18 protein-coding genes are annotated in these 20,823 nt (G+C 44.3%); 12 read left to right on the plus strand and 6 right to left on the minus strand.

Going from position 1 to position 20,823, the window contains the following annotated elements; all coding sequences use genetic code 11:
* The first annotated feature begins 154 nt into the window (after positions 1-154).
* The 4 genes from G460_RS0115650 to G460_RS0115665 are packed head-to-tail and all read left to right on the plus strand — an operon-like array spanning position 155 to position 5,277.
* Positions 155-904 (plus strand): segregation and condensation protein A, encoded by a 750-nt coding sequence (locus G460_RS0115650; protein ID WP_026956248.1) that lies wholly within the window; start codon positions 155-157, stop codon positions 902-904.
* A 1-nt stretch (position 905) separates the two neighbouring features.
* The gene (locus G460_RS0115655; RefSeq protein ID WP_026956249.1) at positions 906-1,970 is read left to right on the plus strand and encodes a lysylphosphatidylglycerol synthase transmembrane domain-containing protein; all 1,065 of its coding nucleotides are present in this window, start codon (positions 906-908) and stop codon (positions 1,968-1,970) included.
* 1 nt (position 1,971) lies between these two features.
* Positions 1,972-4,428, plus strand: coding sequence for a bifunctional UDP-N-acetylmuramoyl-tripeptide:D-alanyl-D-alanine ligase/alanine racemase (locus G460_RS0115660; protein WP_026956250.1), 2,457 nt, complete (start codon positions 1,972-1,974; stop codon positions 4,426-4,428).
* Positions 4,429-4,467: 39 nt separating this feature from the next.
* Positions 4,468-5,277: an ion transporter gene (locus G460_RS0115665; protein WP_035464544.1), complete on the plus strand. Its 810-nt coding sequence runs from the start codon at positions 4,468-4,470 to the stop codon at positions 5,275-5,277.
* Between the two features lie 3 nt (positions 5,278-5,280).
* Here G460_RS0115665 and G460_RS0115670 read toward each other — a convergent pair whose 3' ends face one another.
* From G460_RS0115670 to G460_RS0115680, 3 genes are all read right to left on the minus strand, one after another.
* A complete protein-coding gene (locus G460_RS0115670; protein ID WP_026956252.1) occupies positions 5,281-5,976 on the minus strand; it encodes a potassium channel family protein in 696 nt (231 codons plus the stop codon).
* Between the two features lie 10 nt (positions 5,977-5,986).
* Positions 5,987-7,750, minus strand: coding sequence for a TrkH family potassium uptake protein (locus G460_RS0115675; protein WP_245578742.1), 1,764 nt, complete (start codon positions 7,748-7,750; stop codon positions 5,987-5,989).
* A gap of 124 nt (positions 7,751-7,874) precedes the next feature.
* The gene (locus G460_RS0115680; RefSeq protein WP_026956254.1) at positions 7,875-9,101 is read right to left on the minus strand and encodes a voltage-gated chloride channel family protein; all 1,227 of its coding nucleotides are present in this window, start codon (positions 9,099-9,101) and stop codon (positions 7,875-7,877) included.
* Between the two features lie 119 nt (positions 9,102-9,220).
* Here G460_RS0115680 and G460_RS0115685 point away from each other — a divergent pair, with 119 nt between their 5' ends.
* Positions 9,221-10,111 (plus strand): TIGR01777 family oxidoreductase, encoded by an 891-nt coding sequence (locus G460_RS0115685; protein WP_026956255.1) that lies wholly within the window; start codon positions 9,221-9,223, stop codon positions 10,109-10,111.
* Here G460_RS0115685 and G460_RS23080 read toward each other — a convergent pair whose 3' ends face one another.
* The 3 genes from G460_RS23080 to G460_RS0115700 are packed head-to-tail and all read right to left on the minus strand — an operon-like array spanning position 10,112 to position 10,776.
* Positions 10,112-10,285 carry a PLDc N-terminal domain-containing protein gene (locus G460_RS23080; RefSeq protein WP_084421363.1) on the minus strand — a complete coding sequence of 58 codons (174 nt, stop codon included), beginning with the start codon at positions 10,283-10,285 and terminating at the stop codon, positions 10,112-10,114. It lies immediately after the preceding gene.
* On the minus strand, positions 10,286-10,522 hold the full coding sequence (locus G460_RS0115695; RefSeq protein ID WP_084421365.1) for a PLDc N-terminal domain-containing protein: 237 nt from the start codon (positions 10,520-10,522) through the stop codon (positions 10,286-10,288).
* A complete protein-coding gene (locus tag G460_RS0115700) occupies positions 10,519-10,776 on the minus strand; it encodes a PLD nuclease N-terminal domain-containing protein (protein ID WP_026956257.1) in 258 nt (85 codons plus the stop codon). The genes G460_RS0115695 and G460_RS0115700 overlap by 4 nt, the downstream gene beginning before the upstream one ends.
* A gap of 93 nt (positions 10,777-10,869) precedes the next feature.
* On the opposite strand from G460_RS0115700, the gene G460_RS0115705 reads away from it, so the two are divergent.
* The 7 genes from G460_RS0115705 (at position 10,870) to G460_RS0115735 (ending at position 20,815) form a co-directional block, all read left to right on the plus strand.
* Positions 10,870-13,425 (plus strand): M14 family metallopeptidase, encoded by a 2,556-nt coding sequence (locus G460_RS0115705; RefSeq protein WP_026956258.1) that lies wholly within the window; start codon positions 10,870-10,872, stop codon positions 13,423-13,425.
* 83 nt (positions 13,426-13,508) lie between these two features.
* Positions 13,509-14,627 carry an amidohydrolase family protein gene (locus G460_RS0115710; RefSeq protein WP_035464546.1) on the plus strand — a complete coding sequence of 373 codons (1,119 nt, stop codon included), beginning with the start codon at positions 13,509-13,511 and terminating at the stop codon, positions 14,625-14,627.
* Positions 14,628-14,849: 222 nt separating this feature from the next.
* Entirely contained in the window at positions 14,850-17,009 is a 2,160-nt protein-coding gene (locus G460_RS0115715) for a TonB-dependent receptor (protein ID WP_026956260.1), read from the plus strand.
* Positions 17,010-17,019: 10 nt separating this feature from the next.
* Entirely contained in the window at positions 17,020-17,664 is a 645-nt protein-coding gene (locus G460_RS0115720) for a tetratricopeptide repeat protein (RefSeq protein ID WP_026956261.1), read from the plus strand.
* Positions 17,665-17,736: 72 nt separating this feature from the next.
* Positions 17,737-18,819, plus strand: coding sequence for a sensor histidine kinase (locus G460_RS0115725; RefSeq protein WP_026956262.1), 1,083 nt, complete (start codon positions 17,737-17,739; stop codon positions 18,817-18,819).
* Complete coding sequence (locus tag G460_RS0115730; RefSeq protein ID WP_026956263.1) at positions 18,816-19,568, plus strand: LytR/AlgR family response regulator transcription factor; 753 nt, start codon at positions 18,816-18,818, stop codon at positions 19,566-19,568. Before G460_RS0115725 ends, G460_RS0115730 begins: the two co-directional genes overlap by 4 nt.
* Positions 19,569-19,597: 29 nt before the next feature.
* Positions 19,598-20,815, plus strand: a complete 1,218-nt coding sequence (locus tag G460_RS0115735; protein ID WP_026956264.1) for a hypothetical protein — start codon at positions 19,598-19,600, stop codon at positions 20,813-20,815.
* Positions 20,816-20,823: the final 8 nt, after the last annotated feature.

Genomic DNA, 20,823 nt, shown 5'->3' on the forward strand with positions numbered 1-20,823 from the left:
AGATGATAAACTATAGCTATACTGGTTTGTTTTATAGTTAGCATGACAACTACTTGACAATCTCCAATCTCAGACCAGAAATCCAATTAAATTACATTAATTGAATATCTTTGGCTACAAGGTGGCAAAATTAACCCATTAATTTAAATATCCCTTGAGTTTCGAAATCAAATTACCGCTCTTCGAAGGACCTTTCGACCTGATGCTCTTCTTTATAGAGCGGGACGAACTGGATATTTATGACATTCCTATCTCCAAGATTACCAATGATTTCTTGGATTATATCCATCACTTGGAAAAGATGGAAATCGAAGTGGCGAGTGAGTTTATTCTCTTTGCTGCTACCCTGATGAAAATCAAATCCAAAATGCTGCTGCCACGGCCGGAGCTGAATGAGGATGGAGAGGAAATCGACCCCAGAGAGGAGTTGATTCGCAACCTATTGGAGTATAAGAAGTATAAATCTGTCGTAGAAGACTTGTCGTCACTGGAGTCAGAGCGTCTCATGAAAGAAAAGCGGGGAAATATCGCCGCTGAATTGAAAGCTCTGAGAAAGGTGGATGATGTGGACGCAGAAATGCAGGATTTGGATCTGTATAAGCTGCTGAAAGTCTTCCAAAAATGCATGGCCAAAATGGCTGCACGGGTGGAGGAAACCAAACATACGGTCATCCAATACCCCTATACGATCGAACAGCAAAAAGACTTTGTGTTGGAGAAAATCAGTTTTAAAAAACAAGTGCCTTTTACCGAGTTTATCACCTACAAACCCGATAAAATATTCGTTATCTATACTTTTTTGGCAATTCTGGAATTGCTTCAGCTCTCCCAGGTCACTATAGTGATCGGAGAGGGTTTTAATAATTTTTGGGTAGAAAAGACTGAGCCTATCGCTGCAGCCTGATATGAAGCTTGATAACAAAAAAATCTTTGAAACCCTGAATCCCAATAAGGTCTGGGTACCGATCCTGATTGGTTTGGGGATTGTCTTTGGGATGTTTTATCTGGATCCTTCGGTCAACAAAGATTCTCTCAAGGGAATTTTTGATGCTTCTCTTCCTTGGATTTTTGTAGCCATTTTGGTGATTTTCTTTAGAGATGTAGGCTATGTATATAGGATCAGGATCATCACTGACAAGAATCTGTCCTGGCTGAGAGCCATCTATGTGATTATCCTGTGGGAATTTGCCTCAGCTGTCACCCCATCGGTAGTAGGTGGTACGGCTGTTGCGATTTTTATTCTGAATAAAGAAGGAATCAAACTCGGTAGAGCTATAGCCTATGTGATGGTGACAGCGATCCTGGACAATTTATTCTTTGTGATAGGAGCTCCGATTATTCTGTTTTTTGCCAAAGGAAATATCTTCCCGGACAGTCGTCTCCTTGAGGCGCAGCTGCAGAATAGCATGGAAGCTATTTTCTGGATCAGTTATTCTCTCTATGCTGCTTATAGTCTGATCATGGCTGCGGCATTATTTTATAGACCTCGGGTTTTCAAATGGGTATTGATCAAAATATTCTCTATCAAATGGCTCAGGAAATGGAAGCATGATGCACAAGAATATGGCAATCAGATCATAGAAGCTTCCAAGGAACTATCCGGGAAAAATTGGAGATATTGGGTTCCTATCATCGTCGCAACGATCTTTATCTGGAGTTCGAGGTACTTGATGCTGAATGCGCTGATTTCGGCCTTTATTCCATTGAATCTGCATGAGCATACGATCGTTTTTGCCCGTCAGGTGATCATGTGGATAGTCATGATGATCTCACCTACTCCGGGTAGTTCGGGTACTGCTGAGTTTTTCTTTGGTCAGTTCTTTACCGAGTTTTTGAGTAATTATACCTTCATTACCAGCATTCTGTGGAGGCTGTTTTCCTACTATCCTTACTTGATATTGGGAGCTATTTTCCTTCCTCGTTGGATTCGCCAGGTATTTTTCAAAAAGAAAAAAGAGAAATCTGAATAGTATGATTCAAGCTCTTACTGCGGTGCAGCTTGCACAAATCACCCAAGGTACTCTGGAGGGTGATCATCCGGGTTTGATCACTCGGATCATGATCGATTCCAGACAGGTATTGCAGCCTGAGGCAAGCGTATTTGTAGCGCTCAAAGGTGCGAAGGCAGACGGAGCCAGCTATATTCCCGCCTTGTCAGAACAGGGAGTTGCATGCTTTATGGTAGCTCGGGAATTTGATAGCAAAGGTCTCAAAGGTGCTTTCATCCGTGTGAATGACACCAAAATTGCCTTGCAGCAATTGGCGGCTTTTCTACGGGGTCAATTTGAAAAGCCTATCATCGCCATCACAGGTTCTAATGGCAAGACCATCGTCAAAGAATGGCTGGGGCAAGTACTCAGTCAGCGGTTTGCCGTGGCCAAAAGCCCCAAAAGTTACAATTCGCAAGTCGGAGTCCCGCTCTCTGTTTTTGAAATACAGCGCTACCATCAACTGGCGATCTTGGAAGTGGGGATTTCCAAAAAAGGAGAAATGAAGCCATTGGAGGCTATCGTCAAACCCAATTTGGGGATTTTTACCAATATCGGTTCGGCTCATGATGCAGGATTTGAATCTCTTCGCGAAAAAATTGAAGAAAAATCCAGGCTGTTTCAGCATTCAGAGTTACTCATTTATTGCAAGGATCATTGGGAAGTAGCCGAAGTTTTGGAACAAACATATAGTCCAGAGCGACTCATTGGCTGGTCGGATCAGCCAGGTACAGATTTTACCCGCTCAGTCAAAATGCAGGACGGAATCTCCAAGATATATCTTATCAAGTCTGATCTGAAGACTTATACTTTTCAGACAAGTCTATCGGATATTGCTTCACTGGAAAACCTGACCCATACGATCGTTGCCTGTCTGACACTGGGGATGGATGCTTCGCAAATTCAGGAGGGGATTTCACTACTTCGACAGGTGGACATGAGGCTGACTCTCAAGCCCGGCATCAATGAATCTCTGCTGATCGATGATACTTATAATAATGATTTGGCAGGACTTCGGGTTGCTTTGGATTTTATGAGACAGCAGCGTCCCAAAAATCGGAAGATTGTCTTTTTGTCGGATTTCAAGCAGCAGGGTCATCCTGAGAAAATTTATCCAGATGTGGCTCAGTTGCTCAATTCCTACCAAGTAGACCTCGTAGTAGCTGTAGGCAAAGAAATCACAGCTCTGAGCGAAATGATTGAGGCAGATTTTGGGATTTTTGAAACTACTGAAGAGTTGCTGAGGAGCTTGGATGCCGAACAATACCACAATGATCTGATCCTGATCACGGGAGCTCGTGAGTATGGCTTCGAAAAGGTGGTAAACCATCTTCAGCAGCGGATTCATGGGACTACCTTAGAAATTAACCTCAATTCTCTCACACATAATTTCAACTTTTATAAGCGTCTGCTCAAGCCAGAAACACAAGTGATGGTCATGGTCAAGGCTTTTGCCTATGGAGGAGGAGCTACTGAGATCGCCAATCATCTCCAGCAGATGGGGGCAAACTATCTGGCAGTGGCCTATACAGACGAGGGTGTCGCTTTGAGAAAGCAAGGCATCCGGCTGCCTATTATGGTCCTAAATCCTATGGCAGAGTCATTTCAGCTGTGCAAAACCCATGAGCTTGAGCCTGTGGTGTTCAGCTTGGAGTTTTTCAGACTATTAGCTCAATGGACTTTGGCTGAAAAGGCTTCTATGAAAATCCATTTGGATCTGGATACCGGAATGCATCGGTTGGGTTTTGAGGAGTCGCATCTAGAGCAACTGGGGCACTTATTGCAAGCTAATCCACAAATGGAAGTAGCCTCAATCTATACCCATTTGGTAGGTGCTGATGAGGAAATTCATCGCGAGTTTTCCTTGCAGCAGCTGAGTTTATTTTCGAGAATGAGCAAAAATATCAGCTCCCAACTCAGTTACCGCCCCCTGATTCATGCGCTGAATTCAGCGGGAATAGTGGCTTTTCCAGAGTTTCAACTTGACATGGTTCGATTGGGCATAGGACTTTATGGGGTAGAAGTGACAGGTCGGTTTCGCTCTGACCTATTGCCTATCAGTACACTCAAGACGACTATTTCCCAAATCAAGAATCTCTCGGCTGGAGAAACGATCGGCTATTCGCGAAAGGGGAAAATGAACCAGACTGGAAAGATCGCTACGTTGGCGATTGGCTATGCAGATGGCTACGACAGGAGGTTTAGCAATGGCAAAGGCTATGTGCTGATTCATGGAAAAAAAGCTCCTGTGATCGGAAATGTCTGTATGGATATGGTCATGGTAGACGTCAGCGCTATCGATGCTAAGGCGGGTGATGAGGCAATGATCTATGGACCGGGTATTTCCCTTCAGGAGCTTGCAGATCAGATCGGGACCATTCCGTATGAGCTCCTTACCAATATCAGTACTCGGGTGAAGAGAGTTTATTATCTGGATTGACCAGACATTAGCAAATCTTATTTTTTTCTAAATTCAGGAATGAATTTGACCAAAAGGCGACTAGCCCATATTGTATTTGAGTCCAATGACCGGGCTTCCAAGCTATTTGATGTCATTTTGCTGATCCTGATTCTTGGTTCCGTGATCGTGGTAGTATTGGATTCTGTAGCCGATTTGCGTGCGGAGTATGGTCGGCTATTTTACGTACTTGAGCTGGTTTTTACGTTTCTGTTTACTATCGAATACCTTCTGCGTGTTTGGCTGACTTCCAAAACAAGAAAGTATGTTTTCAGCTTTTATGGGATGGTGGATTTACTCGCCATTTTGCCTGTATATCTCAGTTTTTTTATAGCAAATGTACAGTTGCTGACAGTGGTGAGGGCTTTGCGGCTACTGCGCGTGATCCGGATTTTGAAATTGGGAAGATACTTGGCTGAGGCAGACTTCATTCAGCGATCGCTTAAGGCGAGTTTGGCTAAAATCCAGATTTTCCTTTTTGCAGTCATTACGATCGTTCTGATTATGGGTACGCTCATGTACCTCATTGAGGGACCAGAGACCGGGTTCACGAGTATTCCCCGATCGATGTATTGGGCCATAGTGACCTTGACCACGGTTGGATTTGGAGATATCACTCCCGAGACTCCAGTAGGTCAATTTGTCGCTTCACTGATCATGCTCCTGGGGTATGCGATTATTGCAGTGCCTACCGGAATAGTCAGTGCGGAGATGGCGAAGCAAAAAGCTCCCGAGCATCATGCATCCAGTAGGACCTGTACCCATTGTGGCAAAGATGGCCTCGATCGGGATGCTCATTTTTGCAAAAACTGCGGCTATCCGCTGGATTAGAAGTTATTCTTCATCATCCAGATTCAAAAACTCCCGGATATTCTTGATTTTGCCAAACAGTAAAAGAATATCTCCTTCTTCCAGCAAGTAGTCTGGGGTGATTACTCCGATGACTCTTTTTTCCTGAGTTTTGATGCCTAGCATATTGACTTTGTCCACCAGCTTGATCACAGTCAGGATATTGAGGAAAAATTCCTTTCGGATATTGGCTTCGGATACCTGCATGCCGATATAGCGCTTGGGAAGCTTCACTTCTACAATATTGTATTCATCTGAGATCTCCAGCGAGTCGAGGACTCCTTTCATCTGCAGCCGTTTGGAAAGTCTATCGGCAGTTTCCTCTTCAGGGTGGATGATTTCGTCCACGCCGATACTACGGATGACTGTTTCGTGAAGGGAATTGATCGCTCTCGCAATGAGTCTTTTGACGCTGAGCTGCTTGAAGATAGCAGTACACATGATGGAAGCACCTACATCCTCCCCGATCGCGACGATGACGACATCGGCATCCTTGATCGGGAGGTTTTGCACGGCTTGCTGATCGGTGGCGTTTAATGTGACGGCATGCGTGATTTTGTCTTTGATCAAGTCGATGCGCGCTTCATTATTATCTACTCCGATGACTTCATGTCCCATGTCTGTGAGACGCATGGACAGATAGCCTCCAAAATTTCCCATTCCTACGATGATGTATTTCATATCAAGCCATTTAGGTAATAAAGACGTTTTCTTCGGGGAATTTGTAGCGCTGCTCACCAGCTTTTCTGACCAAGGCGATCAGCAAAGTCAAAGTGCCCACTCTCCCCATAAACATACAAAGCATCACGACGATTTTGCTCATGGTGCTCAATTGCGATGTGATCCCCAGGCTCAATCCTACGGTGGAAAAAGCACTAAAAATCTCAAAAGTAACATCAATCAAGTGTAGCTCAGGATTAAAAAGCATGACTGCAAAAATTCCCCCTCCAATAACCAAAAAAGAAAGGGAGATGACTGCAAATGCCTTTCGGATGGTTTCCTGAGAGATCTGTCTAAAGAAGATTTCTACACGCTTTTTGCCTGATGCGATACTGAATGTGTTGAGAATAGCTACTGCAAAAGTGCTGGTTTTCAGTCCTCCTCCCGTAGAGCCAGGAGAGGCACCGATCCACATCAAAATCAAATAAATCAAAATGGTAGGCACTGTCAGTGCTCCCATGTCTACGGTATTGAATCCAGCTGTTCTGGGAGTGACGGCGCCAAAAATGCTCGTTACAAATTTGCCATAAGTACTGAGACCGTCGAGCGTTCCATTTCTCTCAAAAACAGCATAGCTGACAATCCCCACTACCAGTAGTATCCCTGTGGTGTAGAGAGATAGCCGCGTACTGATATTGGTCACTCGTGGCACATGCTTGTAAGTATCGATCCCCAAAAGCTTTTTGGTACCGCCTACCAATACATGTTTTAGATAACTGTAGTAGTTGATCACGACAGGAAAGCCGATGCCACCCAAGACAATAGCTCCTGCCAGCACCAAGTGCATGTGATAGGCTTCCCGAAATCCAGATTCATAAAGTCCATTGCTGAGGGTCGAAAAACCCGCATTACAAAATGCCGAAATGGCATGAAAAGCCGCAAAAAAGAGATGGTCTCCACGAGATGCAAACATGCTGGAGTCCGTAAAATGGTAAATGAGCAAAGCTGCGATAGCCTCTGTCAGGATCGTGAAAAAAACGATTTTCAGCAAGGTAGAATAGACCTCCGACACGTTGTTTTCATTGATATAATCCCGGATAAACAATTGGTTTTCCAGACTAAAACTCCCCTTAAAAAAGAATCCGAAAAAGCTGGTAAATGTCATCATACCCAAACCGCCGATCTGAAATAGCAGCATGATCGTCACCTGACCAAAAAAAGTAAAGTCTTGTGCGGTATCCACCACGATCAGACCTGTCACACAGACAGCAGAAGTGGCTGTGAAAAGGGCATCGATAAAGCTGATGCCCTGAGTAGTCGCATGAGGCAAACTCAGAAGTCCTGCTCCCACCAAAATCAATAAAAAGAAGCTTAAGATGAATACCAAGGTAGGGCTTGCTTTGAGCTTATTGATGGTCAAGCTCAGCTTACTGGCTTCTATGACAAATAAGATCACTACTAGCACATTCACCAGAAAGAACTGTCGGGAAAAGCTCATGATACCTTCCGAAAACTCCATTCCGAAGACATTCCATCGCAAGAGCGAAAACCCGATCAGAAAGAGGGAAAGGACAAATTCCAGAATAATTCTACCCACTAGAATTTTGGGCTCGTAAAGTAGGATTTTAAGAATATATCCCAGCCCGATCAAAATCAGACAGAGCGTAAACAGGAAGGAAAGAATGGAATAAGAAACGGGATTGATGTCATAGCCTATCCCATAGAGTAGTATTCCAAATGTGATGAAGCTGCTGAATTGGACTACCTTCTCGATGATAGCTTTCAGCTTTCGCAAAAAGAAAAGATTCTTATCCGGATTAGAGAAAAATTTGAAATTCAGCTTCATACCAAAAACCTATCCTGTAAAGGGGCTATTCAGCCTAAAAGTTCTGATTTTATATGTTGTATTCCACGATTTGTCATTCTTTTTTCGAAAACAATTTTAGTTTTTTCTCCAGATTTTGTGACGCATAGATGCTGGATCGGCCACTTACAAGGTAGGCTATCAAGCAGCTGACTGCCAAGAAGACGCCGGGTTCTGTCCCAAATAGTTCCATTCCCATGATCGTACAGGCCAGAGGAGTATTGGTGGCCCCCGAGAACACACCGACAAAACCCATCCCCGCCAACAGAGCCAAAGGAAGAGGTATCCAATAGGCCAGAGCATTGCCCAAGGTAGCTCCAGTGAAAAACAATGGAGTGACTTCGCCTCCTTTGAAGCCTGCTCCCAATGTGAATGTGGTCAAGCCAGTTTTGGCCAGCCAATCGTACCAGGGCAGGGGAGCTTCAAAAGCTTCCACGATGCGTGGCACACCCAACCCCAAATAGACAGTGCTGTCCGATATCCATACAATCACCGCGATGATCAGTCCGCCTAAGAACGGTCTCAGGGGAGGTGAAGAGATATACCTGGAAAATAGTTTGGAGAAAAAATGGGAGCTTTCTGCGAAAAGCTTGGCGGCAAGTCCAAATGCTATTGCTGCTGGCACTATCCACAGCAGATTGGTGAAAGTATGATCGGCTACTTGGGGAATATCATACGCAGTGTGTCCCACTCCCCAGCTGATCTCGCAGATCCAGTCAGCTACAAATGCTGCCCAAAAGGCAGGGTACATGGATCTCCATCGGAGCTGACCTGTGTGCATCCATTCCAGTGCAAAAATGGCTCCTGCCAAGGGAGTCCCAAACACGGAAGCAAAGCCTGCCGATACGCCCGAGATCAGGAGGATTCTCCTGTCCAAGCTGTCCAAAGAGACCCATTTATTGAGCTGATCAGCCAGAGAACCGCCCATTTGGACAGCAGTACCCTCTCGGCCTGCGGAGCCTCCGAATAAATGTGTGACGATCGTACCAAACAGAACCAAAGGAGTCATTCTAAGAGGAATAGGCTTCTTTTCTTCGTAGAGTTCATCGAGGAGTAGGTTGTTTCCTTTGAGGGAGTTTTGGCCAAAACGATGGTAGGTCCAGCCGATCAGCAGGCCTCCCAAAGGAAGCATTGCGATGATCCATTTATGTGACTCCCGGTAGTCGTTAGCCCAGTCCAGTGCAATCAAAAAAATGGCTGAGGCTGAGCCGGACATTATACCCACTAGGCCTCCCAATAGTAGCCAGATCCCTATGTATTTTAATTCCTTTTTGAAATTCAAAACGACCGCTTAAATCAAGATTGGCAAATTAGGAATAGAAATTGGATTTAATGTCTTGGATAAAATAGGAAAATCCAAGTCATAGGACTTTCTTATGGCTCGGTGGACATCTACACACTATGAAAAATATTTTGATCACAGGAGGCTCGGGCCTAATCGGTCGCAAAATTACCCGTCTTTTGGAGCAAAAAGGCTATGCAGTCGCTTGGCTCAGTCGCTCCTCACAAGATCAAAAGAGCTTTTCTTGGGATATTTCCAAGCTGGAGATAGACCCTCAGGCGATGGAATGGGCCGATGCGGTGATTCATCTGGCCGGGGCTGGCGTAGCTGAAAAACGCTGGACTGCCGAGCGAAAAAAGACGATTCTCCAATCCCGAACCCAAAGCACATCTCTTTTGTACCATGCGATAGAGCAGGCTGAAAACAAACCGGACACTTTGATTTCTGCATCAGCTGTAGGCTATTATGGTGTGAGCACAGGGGCCACATTGATTGATGAAAATTCACCCGCTGGCGATGATTTTTTGTCTCAGGTCACTAGAGCCTGGGAAAATGAGGTCAAGCAGATCGAGTCACTTCACATCCGTACTGTGATCCTGAGGATAGGGATCGTCTTAGATGCACAGGGAGGAGCTCTGCAAGAAATGCTCAAGCCACCCGTGGCGGCTCCATTGGGTACTGGAGCTCAATGGATGAGCTGGATACACATTGAGGATTTGGTCAGAATGTTCGTTTATGCTCTGGAAAAAACCACCTTACAAGGAATCTACAATGCTGTAGGTCCCAATCCGGCAACGAACCAACAATTGACATATGAAGCGGCCAAGGCAAAAGGCAAACCCTATGTAGGCATAGGAGTGCCGGGATTCATTTTGAAACTCGTTCTTGGGGAAATGGCTTCAATGGTTTTAGGAGGAAATAGAGTTTCTAGCCAAAAAATCCAAAAATCAGGTTTCCAATATGAATACCCAGAATTGGTGACGGCTATGGATGAGCTTTTTAGAAAATAGTCACAGCCTTTTTCCTCTTCCTATCACAAACCAGAGGATGGTGCCAAGGAAAGGCACCAAAACGACGATCAAAACCCAAATGATTTTGTCCGTGTCATTTGCAAAGTTGCTGATGACCACATCGTAAATTGTGTAGGCGTAAATCGCCAGTCCTATGATTCCAAGTCCAAACATTTAGATAATTGTGGCTTTAGTGGTTTTCCCGACCGCTAGGTAAATGATAGATCCGATGAATTGAACAAAAATGAGGATCAGAATCCAGATCAGCTTCATATTTGGATCTCTAAAGTCAGACCTGATGACATCGACGATGCAGTACAGCCACAGTCCAAAATATAGAATTCCGATAAGGAAGAGCACAATTATGGAGCCACCTCCCATGTTTTGGATAAAATTTAAATAATTCATCATTGATTAGTTGAATAAAAATTAGGTTGGAATTTCCGTCTTTTCTTTTGGGTCCGGCTCATCGCCAAATACAGGAATGTACCAAAAAATGGAACGACCAGAATGATCACCACCCACATGATTCTTTCGTGCGGATACTTAAGATTACTTTTGAACAAATCGATCAGTGCATAGACCCAAAAAGCTAAGAGTGCTGAGGAAAGTAGTATGGCTCCCCACTCATACATGGGATTAATTTCAGGAGTAATCGATATCATAGGCTTCTTCCATTATATTTACCATTGCTCCAAAATAGCTTTTTTAAAGAGAAATAAATAAGAATTTAGACAAAAATTAACTAAAAACTTGATATGAAAAAAGGTGCACTTTTGTTGCTGCTTTTGATGATGGCCACCTTTGGCTATGCGCAGGTAGATCTCACGTACTACCTGCCAGAGGGCTACACATACAATCCCGATATTCCCACTCCTCAGGAAGTACTGGGCTATGAAGTGGGTGAATGGCACGTAACCCATGATCAACTAGTCATGTATATGAAGGCGGTGGCGGAAGCCTCGGACCGGGTGATATTTGAGGAGACAGGGCGGACTTACGAAAAAAGACCGCAAACCTTATTGACCATCACTTCGCCGGCTAATTTGGCCAAACTGGATCAAATCAAAGCTGATCGAGCCAAACTACGAGAACCAGGTGCATCCGTATCCATAGAATCCATGCCCGCGGTGATGTTTATGGGCTATTCGGTCCATGGCAATGAGCCCAGCGGAGCGAATGCTTCTTTATTGGCTGCTTATCATTTTGCTGCGGCAAATGAAATAGAAGCCGAACTTGAAAATATTGTTTTGCTCCTAGACCCAGCGATCAATCCAGACGGTCTCAATCGTTTTGCCTCTTGGGTCAACTCTCACAAAGCTTACAACCTCAATGGTGATCCAAACGGTCGGGAATACAACGAAGCCTGGCCCAGAGGTCGTACCAATCATTATTGGTTTGACCTAAATAGAGACTGGCTGCCAGTTCAGCATCCCGAATCTAGAAATCGGGTAAAAGTATTTCAGGCCTGGCTTCCCAATGTTCACTTGGATTTTCATGAAATGGGAAGCAATAGCACTTTCTTCTTTCAGCCAGGAGTGCCTGCACGAATGCACCCGCTGACTCCAGAGAAAAATTTTGAATTGACCAAAAAGATCGGAACCTATCACGCGAAAGCCTTGGATAAGATAGGTTCGCTGTATTACAACCAGGAGAGCTATGATGATTTTTATTATGGGAAAGGCTCTACCTATCCGGACGTTCAAGGTTCGATCGGGATTCTTTTTGAGCAGGCGAGTTCCAGAGGACACTTGCAAGAGACAGACTATGGAATGTTAAGCTTTCCATTTACGATCAGAAATCAGTTTACTGCTAATCTTTCCTCCTTCCAGGCGACACTGGAGATGCGGGAGGAGCTCAATCAGTGGATGAAGGATTTTTATCAGGAAGTCAAGTCTGAGTCAGACAGCGATGTAAACAAAGCTTACATTTTCGGAAGCAAAAATGACGATGCCAAAGGCTATCATTTGGCTGATTTGATTCTGCAGCATGAGATCAAAGTATACAGTCTCAATGAAGATATCACGATCAATGGACAGGAATTTAAAAAAGAGAATTCTTATATCGTACCAGCAGATCAGCCTCAGTACCGTCTGATCAAGGCGATGTTTGAGACACGAACCAGTTTTGCTGATTCGCTTTTCTACGACATTTCTGCCTGGACCTATCCGATGGCTTTCAACCTGGACTATGTAGCACTCAATAGTCGTATTGCCAATCTAGCCAATGTGGAAGAAGTAGCCAAGGAAAGCTTTGCCCTCAAACCAGGTGAGGTGATTGGTGCACCAGGAGCTTACCAATATGCCATGGAGTGGTCGGATTATTATGCACCAAAAGCTGCTTGGAAACTCATGAAGGAAGATTTCTTGGTGCGTGTAGCCAACGCTGAGTTTACGACCGCTGAAGGAAAAACTTTTGGAAGAGGGACGCTTTTGATAGGAAAAGGAGAATCGGGACTGGATGATCAGACTTTTTATCAGAAGTTGCAAAACATAGCTTCCCAATCTACAGTGGATATCCATGCGCTGAGCACTGGCTATACCGAAGGTGCAAACTTAGGTTCTACTTTTATGTCTCCTTTAGATGCACCAAAGATTGCTCTTTTGGTGGACAATGGAGTGGATAGCTATGAGGCTGGGGAAATCTGGCATTTGCTGGATCAGCGCTACGAAATCCCCGTGACTCTTTTGCCTCTGGATCGGGTGAGTAGCTCTGTCATAGATCGATACAATGTCATTTTGATGCCGGATGGCTATTACAGCAGCTTGGGCAAATCAGAGGCTTCCGCTTTGAGGACTTGGATCAGCCGAGGAAATACCCTCGTAGCCAAAGGCGGAGCCATTCGATGGATCAATCAGGCCGAGGTGGCAGAATTTGAATTTAGGAGAGTGGAAGATGAGGATAGCGGAGTTCAGCAAACCTATGCTGATTATGGCAATGCTACTGGCGCGAAAGTGACAGGTGGGGCAATTTTCAATGCCAAACTGGATATCACTCATCCAATTGGCTATGGTTATAGCTCTTCTGAAATCCACACTTTCAGAAATGACAACCAGTTTTTGGAACCTTCCAAAAATCCTTTTGCAAATCCTCTAGTCTACACAGATAGCCCTCTGGCATCAGGATATCTTCATCCAAGCAATCTCCCGGGATTGCAGAATGGCTCAGTCATCCAAATCAAGGGAATTGGACGTGGAAGGATTGTTGCCTTTGCAGATAATATGAATTTCCGCGCATTCTGGTTTGGTACCAACAAGCTCTATATGAATGCCATCTTCTTTGGGCAGGTGATCTCAGGAGGTACTGCTCGCTAGTTTATTGATCCCGAAGTGCTTATCGCTTCGGGATTTTTATTTGAGCGGTGAATCCTAAGTTTCCTTATTCAGTTAAAAGCACTATGAAAAAACAGCTACTCTTAGTCCTATTGATGTTTTGTGTCGGCTTCGCTTCCTCTCTCTGCGCTCAGGAGATGAGCTTCGAAAGCTACGATCCTCCTTCTACTCTGAAAGTCCCGGAGCATCCTGTGACCCGTGCAAAATTCCCCTTTGTGGATATACATAGCCATCAGGGAGGAATCGACTCTACAAAAATCGCCCAGTTGACCTCGGAAATGGATGAGCTGAACATGGGAGTCTTGGTCAATCTCAGTGGTAGAGGTTTTGGTCGCGGAGATAGCAATAGCCAGCAGGAGTATATCAAGTCCATGATTCAGGAGTTTGGTCAGTATGCTCCTGGGAGGTTTATGGTTTTCACTAATCTGAATTTTGCTGGATTTGGAGATGAAAATTGGTCTAGAATCGCTGTCAAAGAACTGGAGGAAGACGTAGAGGCAGGAGCTGTAGGATTGAAAATCTACAAAAGCCTTGGCCTGAATGTAAAAGATATCAAAGGAAACAGAGTGCCGGTGGATCATCCTGATTTGGACCCTGTTTGGGCAAAAGCAGGAGAGTTGGGAATTCCGGTATTGATACACTCGGCTGACCCGGCGCAGTTTTGGCAGCCGATGGATTCACTCAATGAACGATGGCTGGAGCTCAAAACTCATCCCAATCGACAGAGGTCTGCTACTGATCCGGCTCCTTTTGAGCAGATCATAGCCGAGCAGCATCATGTATTTGAAAAGCATCCTGAGACTACCTTTGTCAATGCACACATGGGTTGGATGGCCAATGATTTGGATGCCGCTGGAGCGCATTTGGACAAGTACCCAAATGTCAACTTTGGGATTGGAGCTGTCATTGCCGAATTTGGACGGCAGCCTCGCCGAGCCAAGGAGTTTTTTATCAAGTATCAGGACCGATTGATTTTCGGAAAAGATGCGTACAATCCTGAGGAGTTTTTTACTTATTTCAGAGTGCTGGAGACTGAGGATGAGTATTTTCCCTATTATAAAAAGTACCATGCTTACTGGCGCATGTACGGTTTGGGGCTTCCTGATGAGGTATTGAAAAAGGTCTACTATAAAAATGCCCTCCGGATTGTGCCGGGAATGGATGCTTCGATTTTTCCGGAGTAAATACCAAAATTTCAAAAGTCACGTAGACAGTTTGTCTTCCAGGCGGAGTCGAAGGATCCTCGACTCCGCTGAGGATTGACCTGTAAATCACCTATTTTTAAAAACTCTCTTTTCCTTCATCCACCCCTTTTTACAGTTCAGTCACCAATCTCTACACTTCAGTCAGCTTTAATTTACAGGACGAAATGAAGGCTACATATTCGAATCAAACACTGAGACGATATGACACGCCAACTTTATTTCACAGCCTTATTTTTCTTGATTCACGTAGCGGTTTTTTCTCAAACGGGTATCTCTGGGAAAGTCCTCGATGAGAAAAACCGACCTCTTCCTGGAGTCAATATTTTCATCAAAGGAAGCTATGACGGCGCTACCTCAGGAGAGGATGGCACTTTTGAGTTTGATACAGATGCAGCAGGTACTCAAACTCTCGTTTATCAATTGATGGGGTTCAAAAGCCAAGAATTCACGATTGCTTGTGATTTCAGTCCGATTGTATTTCGGGATGTGTCCTTGAGAGAAATGATCACAGAGATGAATGCGGTGACGATCTCAGCCGGAGCCATGCAGGCTTCAGACGCTTCCAAGGCGGTAGTTTTGAAACCTCTCGATATCGTGACTACTCCCAGCGCTATGGGGGATATCATCGGGGCATTTCAGACACTGCCTGGCACCAGCACGGTTGGAAATGACGGAAGACTGTTTGTCAGGGGTGGAGATGCGAGTGAGGTAGGGATCTACATTGATGGACTGAGAGTAGGAAACGCCTATGGCTCGACGGCAGGTAATTTTCCGACCCGCACCCGATTCAATCCCAATCTATTCAAAGGCACTTTCTTTTCTACTGGAGGTTATTCAGCAGAATATGGACAGGCTTTGTCTTCTGCTTTAGCGCTCAACTCCAAAGATATTTCTCCAAGAAGTCAGGGTGATTTGAGTCTATTGTCACTGGGAGGAGGTTATTCCCATACACTCTCATCAGACAAGCAAAGTATCACTGTCACGGGAAACATCTTTGATTTGGGACCTTATCAAGAGTTGGTCAAGCAAAATATCGATTGGGAAAGAGGACCTCATAGCTGGGATTTGGAAATGGCTTCCCAGAAAAAATTGGCCGACGGTGGTCTGCTGAAAGTCATGGCGAGAACCGAAGCGGGAGGGATGAAGATGTGGCAAAAACTACCTGGTGTGGAAGGCAGAGGAGTATTCATCGACTTGGATAATCGCTATACATTCGCTCAGACTAATTGGAAAAAAGCTTATGAAAATGGCTGGACGATCTTCACAGGGATATCCTATTCGGACAATAAAGATGATATTTTCTACGACTCGGTCAATCTTCAAAAAAGAAGCAAATTACTTCACGCCAAATTCACCGGGATCAAGGATTTCTCTGATCGTATCTCAGCCAATTCCGGCATCGAATATATTCAGAATGGGTACAAAGAGGCAATTATCGAAGCTCAAGTAGAAAGAGACTATGAGGACCATCAATTCTATGGATTTACAGAATGGGACTTTTACCTCAGCAAGAAGCTCGTATTTAGATCAGGTCTTCGGGCTGGACATAGTTCCCTGAACCAAGAGACTTGGTTGGATCCTCGTGCTTCCTTTGCATATCAGGTTTCTGAAAATGGACAGATTTCTTTGGCAGGAGGCACCTTTTCTCAAGTTCCTACAGAGAATTTCAGAGTTCTCAATCCAGGGCTAAAAAATGTAAAGGCAAAGCACTTAATCCTCAATTATCTCTATGGAGGGAATGGGCGCACGCTCCGAGCTGAGGCTTTTTATAAGTCCTATGATAATCTTGTGACATTTGATGGATTGCCGATGGCTCCTCTCGACCCGATCAATGAGGGCAAGGGCTTCGCCAAAGGAATTGATCTTTTCTATAGAGAAAGTCGACTTGTCAAAAACACGGATTTCTGGGTGACCTACAGCTTTGTGGATAGCAAGCGACAGTTTGATCAGTATAGCAGCAAAGTGCAACCTTCCTTCGCACCAAAGCATAACTTCTCAATCGTGGCAAAACACGGGTTTGAAAGTCTCCAATCTCAATTGGGGATGAGTTTCTCGATGAACGATGGATATGCCTATACCGACCCCAATCAAGGAGAAGAAATGAATTCAAAGACTCAATCTTTCCAAAATTTAAGTTTGAGCTGGAGCTACCTGCCCAAGCCCAATCTCATCATTCACTTTGCAGTCAGTAATGTTCTGGGAAGAGAAAATGTGTTCGGTTATCAATATGCTCAAACACCCAATTCTTCGGGAGTCTATGAATCGCTCCCTTCAGGACAAGCAGCCCCAAGATTCCTGCTTTTGGGAGTCTTCCTCACTCTTTCCAAAGACAAAACAGCTAATAATTTAAACAACCTATAATCTCAACATCATGAAAAAATCAATGCTAACTCTCGCTCTCCTATTTATGTGGATCACTTTTGCGAAAGCTTCTGATCCGGCTTATGAAAAAGCCATGGCAAAGCAAATCGCGGCCATCGAAACAATTCAAACATTGGAACAATCCCAGCAGGTGTCCAATTCATTTTTGAGAATCGCAGAAGCGCAACCCGAAGAATGGCTTCCACTCTACTATGCGGGATTGCTTCAGATCGAAGCAGCTTTTCGATTCGATGTGGACCAGGATGAGGCATTTGAGCAGGCACTCGGATACATCGAAAAAGCCAAGAAAATCGCTCCGGATAACTCTGAATTGACTGCTCTGGAAGGATATGCAGTAATGGGCAAAATCAGTGTCGATCCCGGAAGTCGGGGGCAGAGCATGACGCCTCAGGCCATGCAGTTGTATAATAAGGCGATCTCACTGGACAGAGAAAATCCTCGCGCTGTACTATTGATGGCTCAGATGGAGTTGGGGATGTCTCAGTTTTTTGGTTCGGGGCCCGAAAAAGCATGTGGCATGGCTCGAATGGGAAGTGAGCTCCTTCGAAAGGAAAAGGAAAAGATCACCGAATCCTACATATTGCCGACTTGGGGACAAAGACTCGCCTCCCAGTTTGAGAAAGTTTGTCAATAAATCTACCTCTAAGATCCATTGGCAGAGTCGATAATCCATTTCGATTCTGCCAATTTTCCTATCTTCAATCCCATGTTGAACCTCATCAAAGCTGGGTTATCCTTCAAGTCTAACAGAGTCTGGAGCTCTACCAACATTATTAGGTTTGTAGCCGTGCAAGCTGGCATCGCATGTACGATACTCTTGTTTGTGTGTCCGACCTGTTGGTTGACTTGGGAAGGGCTCAAAGATCTAGTGCCTGATTTTCTATTATCCTTTGTTTTTTCATCGGTGATGAGTTTTGGTGGCAATTTGGTGGTCTTCTATTTTGACCAAAGGATCTCATGGGTCGAGCAGCCAATCAAACGGATTGTGCTCACAGTCTTGTATTACATGACCTATGCGTTTGTCACCTCCTATATCATCATATTTTGCTATACATACCTGACCGGACAGATTCCTGCTGACGACATTCCATGGGCCAATCTGATCCCTTATACCAAATTGCCGATGTGGGCTGCTCTCATATTTATGAGTCTTTTTACCACATGGTCTTGGCTCAAAGAATGGAGATTGGCTGCTTTGGAAACTGAAAAGCTTAAATCAGAAAAGCTTGCAGCGCAATACCAAGGGCTCAAAAATCAATTGAATCCTCATTTTCTATTCAATTCTTTGAATGCCCTTTCTAATTTGGTGTATGAAGATGCCGATCGGTCTGCTGCTTTCATTCAAAAACTCTCCAAGATCTACCGGTATGTGCTGGAAGTACAAAATGAAGAGCTGGTGACTTTGAAGCGAGAAGTAGATTTTGCGCGAAATTACCTGGATCTGCAGAAAATAAGATTTGAAGAAAGTCTTCAGTTTTCCATAGCGATTCAGGAAGAAAACAATCAGTGGTTGCCACCTCTTTCTCTTCAACTATTGTTGGAAAACGCCATCAAACACAATGTGGCAAGTAAAGCCAATCCACTGATGATCCAGATTACCCAAAAGCAAAATGAGGTGCGGATCAGTAACAATTTCCAACCTAAAAGTACGATAGAAGAGCGCTCTACAGGGATAGGCTTGAAAAACATCGAGCAGCGCTATCTGGTGTTGAGTGATCAGAAGCCTGAGGTGAGAGCCAGCAAACAAGAGTTTTTGGTTATCCTTCCACTCCTAAAGATTGAATCATGAGAATCCTGATTGTAGAAGATGAAAACCCTGCGGCAAATAGATTGATCAAGCTTTTGAAGCCACTTTTTCCAGATGCTGAGATTTTTGGAAATTTGGATACGATACAAGCTGCCGTAGACTGGCTGAATACTCACCCGCAGCCGGATTTGCTTTTTTGTGACATACAATTGGCGGATGGGATCAGTTTTGAAATCTTTGAAAAGATTCAGCTTTCCGCACCTGTGATTTTCACCACAGCATTTGATCAGTATGCTATTCGTGCCTTTCAGGTCAATGCCATTGATTATCTTTTGAAGCCTATAGATCCAGTAGATCTGGCTCGAGCTGTGGAAAAGTACAAGTCCCATCAGTTAAACTCAAGGATGGATATTGCCATGCTCAAAGATCTGCTAAGTCCAAAGCCTGCTGTCTATAAGTCACGGTTTTTGGTCAAGTACGGGGAGAAAATCCAAAGTATTCCTGCTACAGAGATTTCGTTCTTCTTCAGTGAAGAGCGAGTTACTTTTATCCAGACAGATGAAGGGAAAAAATACGTGCTGGAGCAGACCTTAGAGCAGACGGAATCTGTCTTGGACCCCAGTGCATTTTTCCGGCTCAACAGAAAGTACATTTGCTCTTTTGATGCCGTGGAGGAAATTTTCACTTATTCCAATAGCCGTCTGAAGGTGATGTTGAAAAATTGTGCGGATTCAGATATTCTAATTAGTCGGGAAAAGGTTCAGGAATTTAAATCTTGGCTTGACCGATAGGCTTTGATTGATAATTCTTATTTTTTGGGATGAATCAAAATTCAGATACCTCTCGAAAGTCGGAAGATCTCAGCTGGCTGGAGCAGTTGCAGCGAAATAGCTGGGAACCTGAGGTTATTATTTCCGGGATTATTCTAGCATTTTTATTTGCCTTTCCATCCAAAGTCTATGAGTTTTCGGCCTATTTAATTCAGGATTTAGGCATTGATTTTATTTTCGGAAGCATCATCTTGATTTATCTGACAGGGATTATCAGCATATTCAAGATATTCTTTGTGATTCATCTTTCTCTTAGGTTTTTATGGGCGGGATTGTTGGGACTCAGTTATGCATTTCCAGAGGGCGTGATTCAGGAGAAACTCTTTAAGAATGCACAGGGCTTTGACTATCAAAAGCCAGATGCGATGGTGCTGAAACTTGAAAAAATATGCTCCAGTACCTTTGCCTATCCTGTATCGATGGTCATTATATTTCTCGGAGCCACGGTCTATCTCTGCTTTTTGCTCTTTGTCTATCTCTGGCTACAATTGACATTTGCGCAGGTATATCTATTTTTCATCCTGACGGTCATACTGATTCTAGGGCTTATGATGAGCAAGAAAAAAACCAAATTAAAAATTTGGTACAGTAAATCACTAGTCAGCTCGATCAATGCCATTTACCAAAGCAACACGGGAAAGTGGTTTTCCATTATCTACATGATGCTCATTTTCCTTTTTTCGGTTCCGATTATTTATTCCGATACTCAAGATTTTACCATGTTTCTCAATGAGAGCAATATGCTAGAAAAGGAAATCGAATGGCCTGCCAAGCATTTGTATTTTGAAGATCATCATGATCCCGAAAAACGGTTCCCAAGAGCTTTTTTGGCCAAGGAAGAAGAAGACTCGGAAAATATCCGAATAGGCCTGGCCCGCTACGAAGGTGATCGGAAGATCATGGAAGACTTGCGGGAAAACTATCCGGTCAGTCTGGATACGCTGTCCTGGCAGACATTGGATGAGACGGCGGACCTGCATCGGATCTATCTTGATGATTCTTTGGTGGCGATAGAGGATTGGGGTAAGTACAGGCTTTCTCCTTCGGGTCAGAAGGTGTACCAGTCTACTTTTGCTCTGGATGGTCTGCAGCCTGGCAGACATCGACTGAGAGTAGAAAAACTCATTGTGATCAAGAATCCTTTTACGGGGACTTCCAAGGTGAGGCTGCTCGAGAATTGGTCCCATTTTGAGTTTATTAAGAAGTGAAACCTTCC

Origin of the sequence: Algoriphagus vanfongensis DSM 17529, assembly GCF_000429465.1 — a bacterium.
GTDB lineage: Bacteria > Bacteroidota > Bacteroidia > Cytophagales > Cyclobacteriaceae > Algoriphagus > Algoriphagus vanfongensis.

Excerpts from the sequence above, each read along its gene's own strand:
- G460_RS0115665 (WP_035464544.1), top strand. The coding sequence starts at position 4,468 with ATGAATTTGACCAAAAGGCGACTAGCCCATATTGTATTTGAGTCCAAT.
- G460_RS0115705 (WP_026956258.1), top strand. The coding sequence starts at position 10,870 with ATGAAAAAAGGTGCACTTTTGTTGCTGCTTTTGATGATGGCCACCTTT.
- G460_RS0115685 (WP_026956255.1), top strand. The coding sequence starts at position 9,221 with ATGAAAAATATTTTGATCACAGGAGGCTCGGGCCTAATCGGTCGCAAA.
- G460_RS0115710 (WP_035464546.1), top strand. The coding sequence starts at position 13,509 with ATGAAAAAACAGCTACTCTTAGTCCTATTGATGTTTTGTGTCGGCTTC.
- G460_RS0115720 (WP_026956261.1), top strand. The coding sequence starts at position 17,020 with ATGAAAAAATCAATGCTAACTCTCGCTCTCCTATTTATGTGGATCACT.
- G460_RS0115725 (WP_026956262.1), top strand. The coding sequence starts at position 17,737 with ATGTTGAACCTCATCAAAGCTGGGTTATCCTTCAAGTCTAACAGAGTC.
- G460_RS0115655 (WP_026956249.1), top strand. The coding sequence starts at position 906 with ATGAAGCTTGATAACAAAAAAATCTTTGAAACCCTGAATCCCAATAAG.
- G460_RS23080 (WP_084421363.1), bottom strand. The coding sequence starts at position 10,285 with ATGTTTGGACTTGGAATCATAGGACTGGCGATTTACGCCTACACAATT.
- G460_RS0115700 (WP_026956257.1), bottom strand. The coding sequence starts at position 10,776 with ATGATATCGATTACTCCTGAAATTAATCCCATGTATGAGTGGGGAGCC.
- G460_RS0115730 (WP_026956263.1), top strand. The coding sequence starts at position 18,816 with ATGAGAATCCTGATTGTAGAAGATGAAAACCCTGCGGCAAATAGATTG.
- G460_RS0115660 (WP_026956250.1), top strand. The coding sequence starts at position 1,972 with ATGATTCAAGCTCTTACTGCGGTGCAGCTTGCACAAATCACCCAAGGT.
- G460_RS0115735 (WP_026956264.1), top strand. The coding sequence starts at position 19,598 with ATGAATCAAAATTCAGATACCTCTCGAAAGTCGGAAGATCTCAGCTGG.
- G460_RS0115670 (WP_026956252.1), bottom strand. The coding sequence starts at position 5,976 with ATGAAATACATCATCGTAGGAATGGGAAATTTTGGAGGCTATCTGTCC.
- G460_RS0115715 (WP_026956260.1), top strand. The coding sequence starts at position 14,850 with ATGACACGCCAACTTTATTTCACAGCCTTATTTTTCTTGATTCACGTA.
- G460_RS0115695 (WP_084421365.1), bottom strand. The coding sequence starts at position 10,522 with ATGATGAATTATTTAAATTTTATCCAAAACATGGGAGGTGGCTCCATA.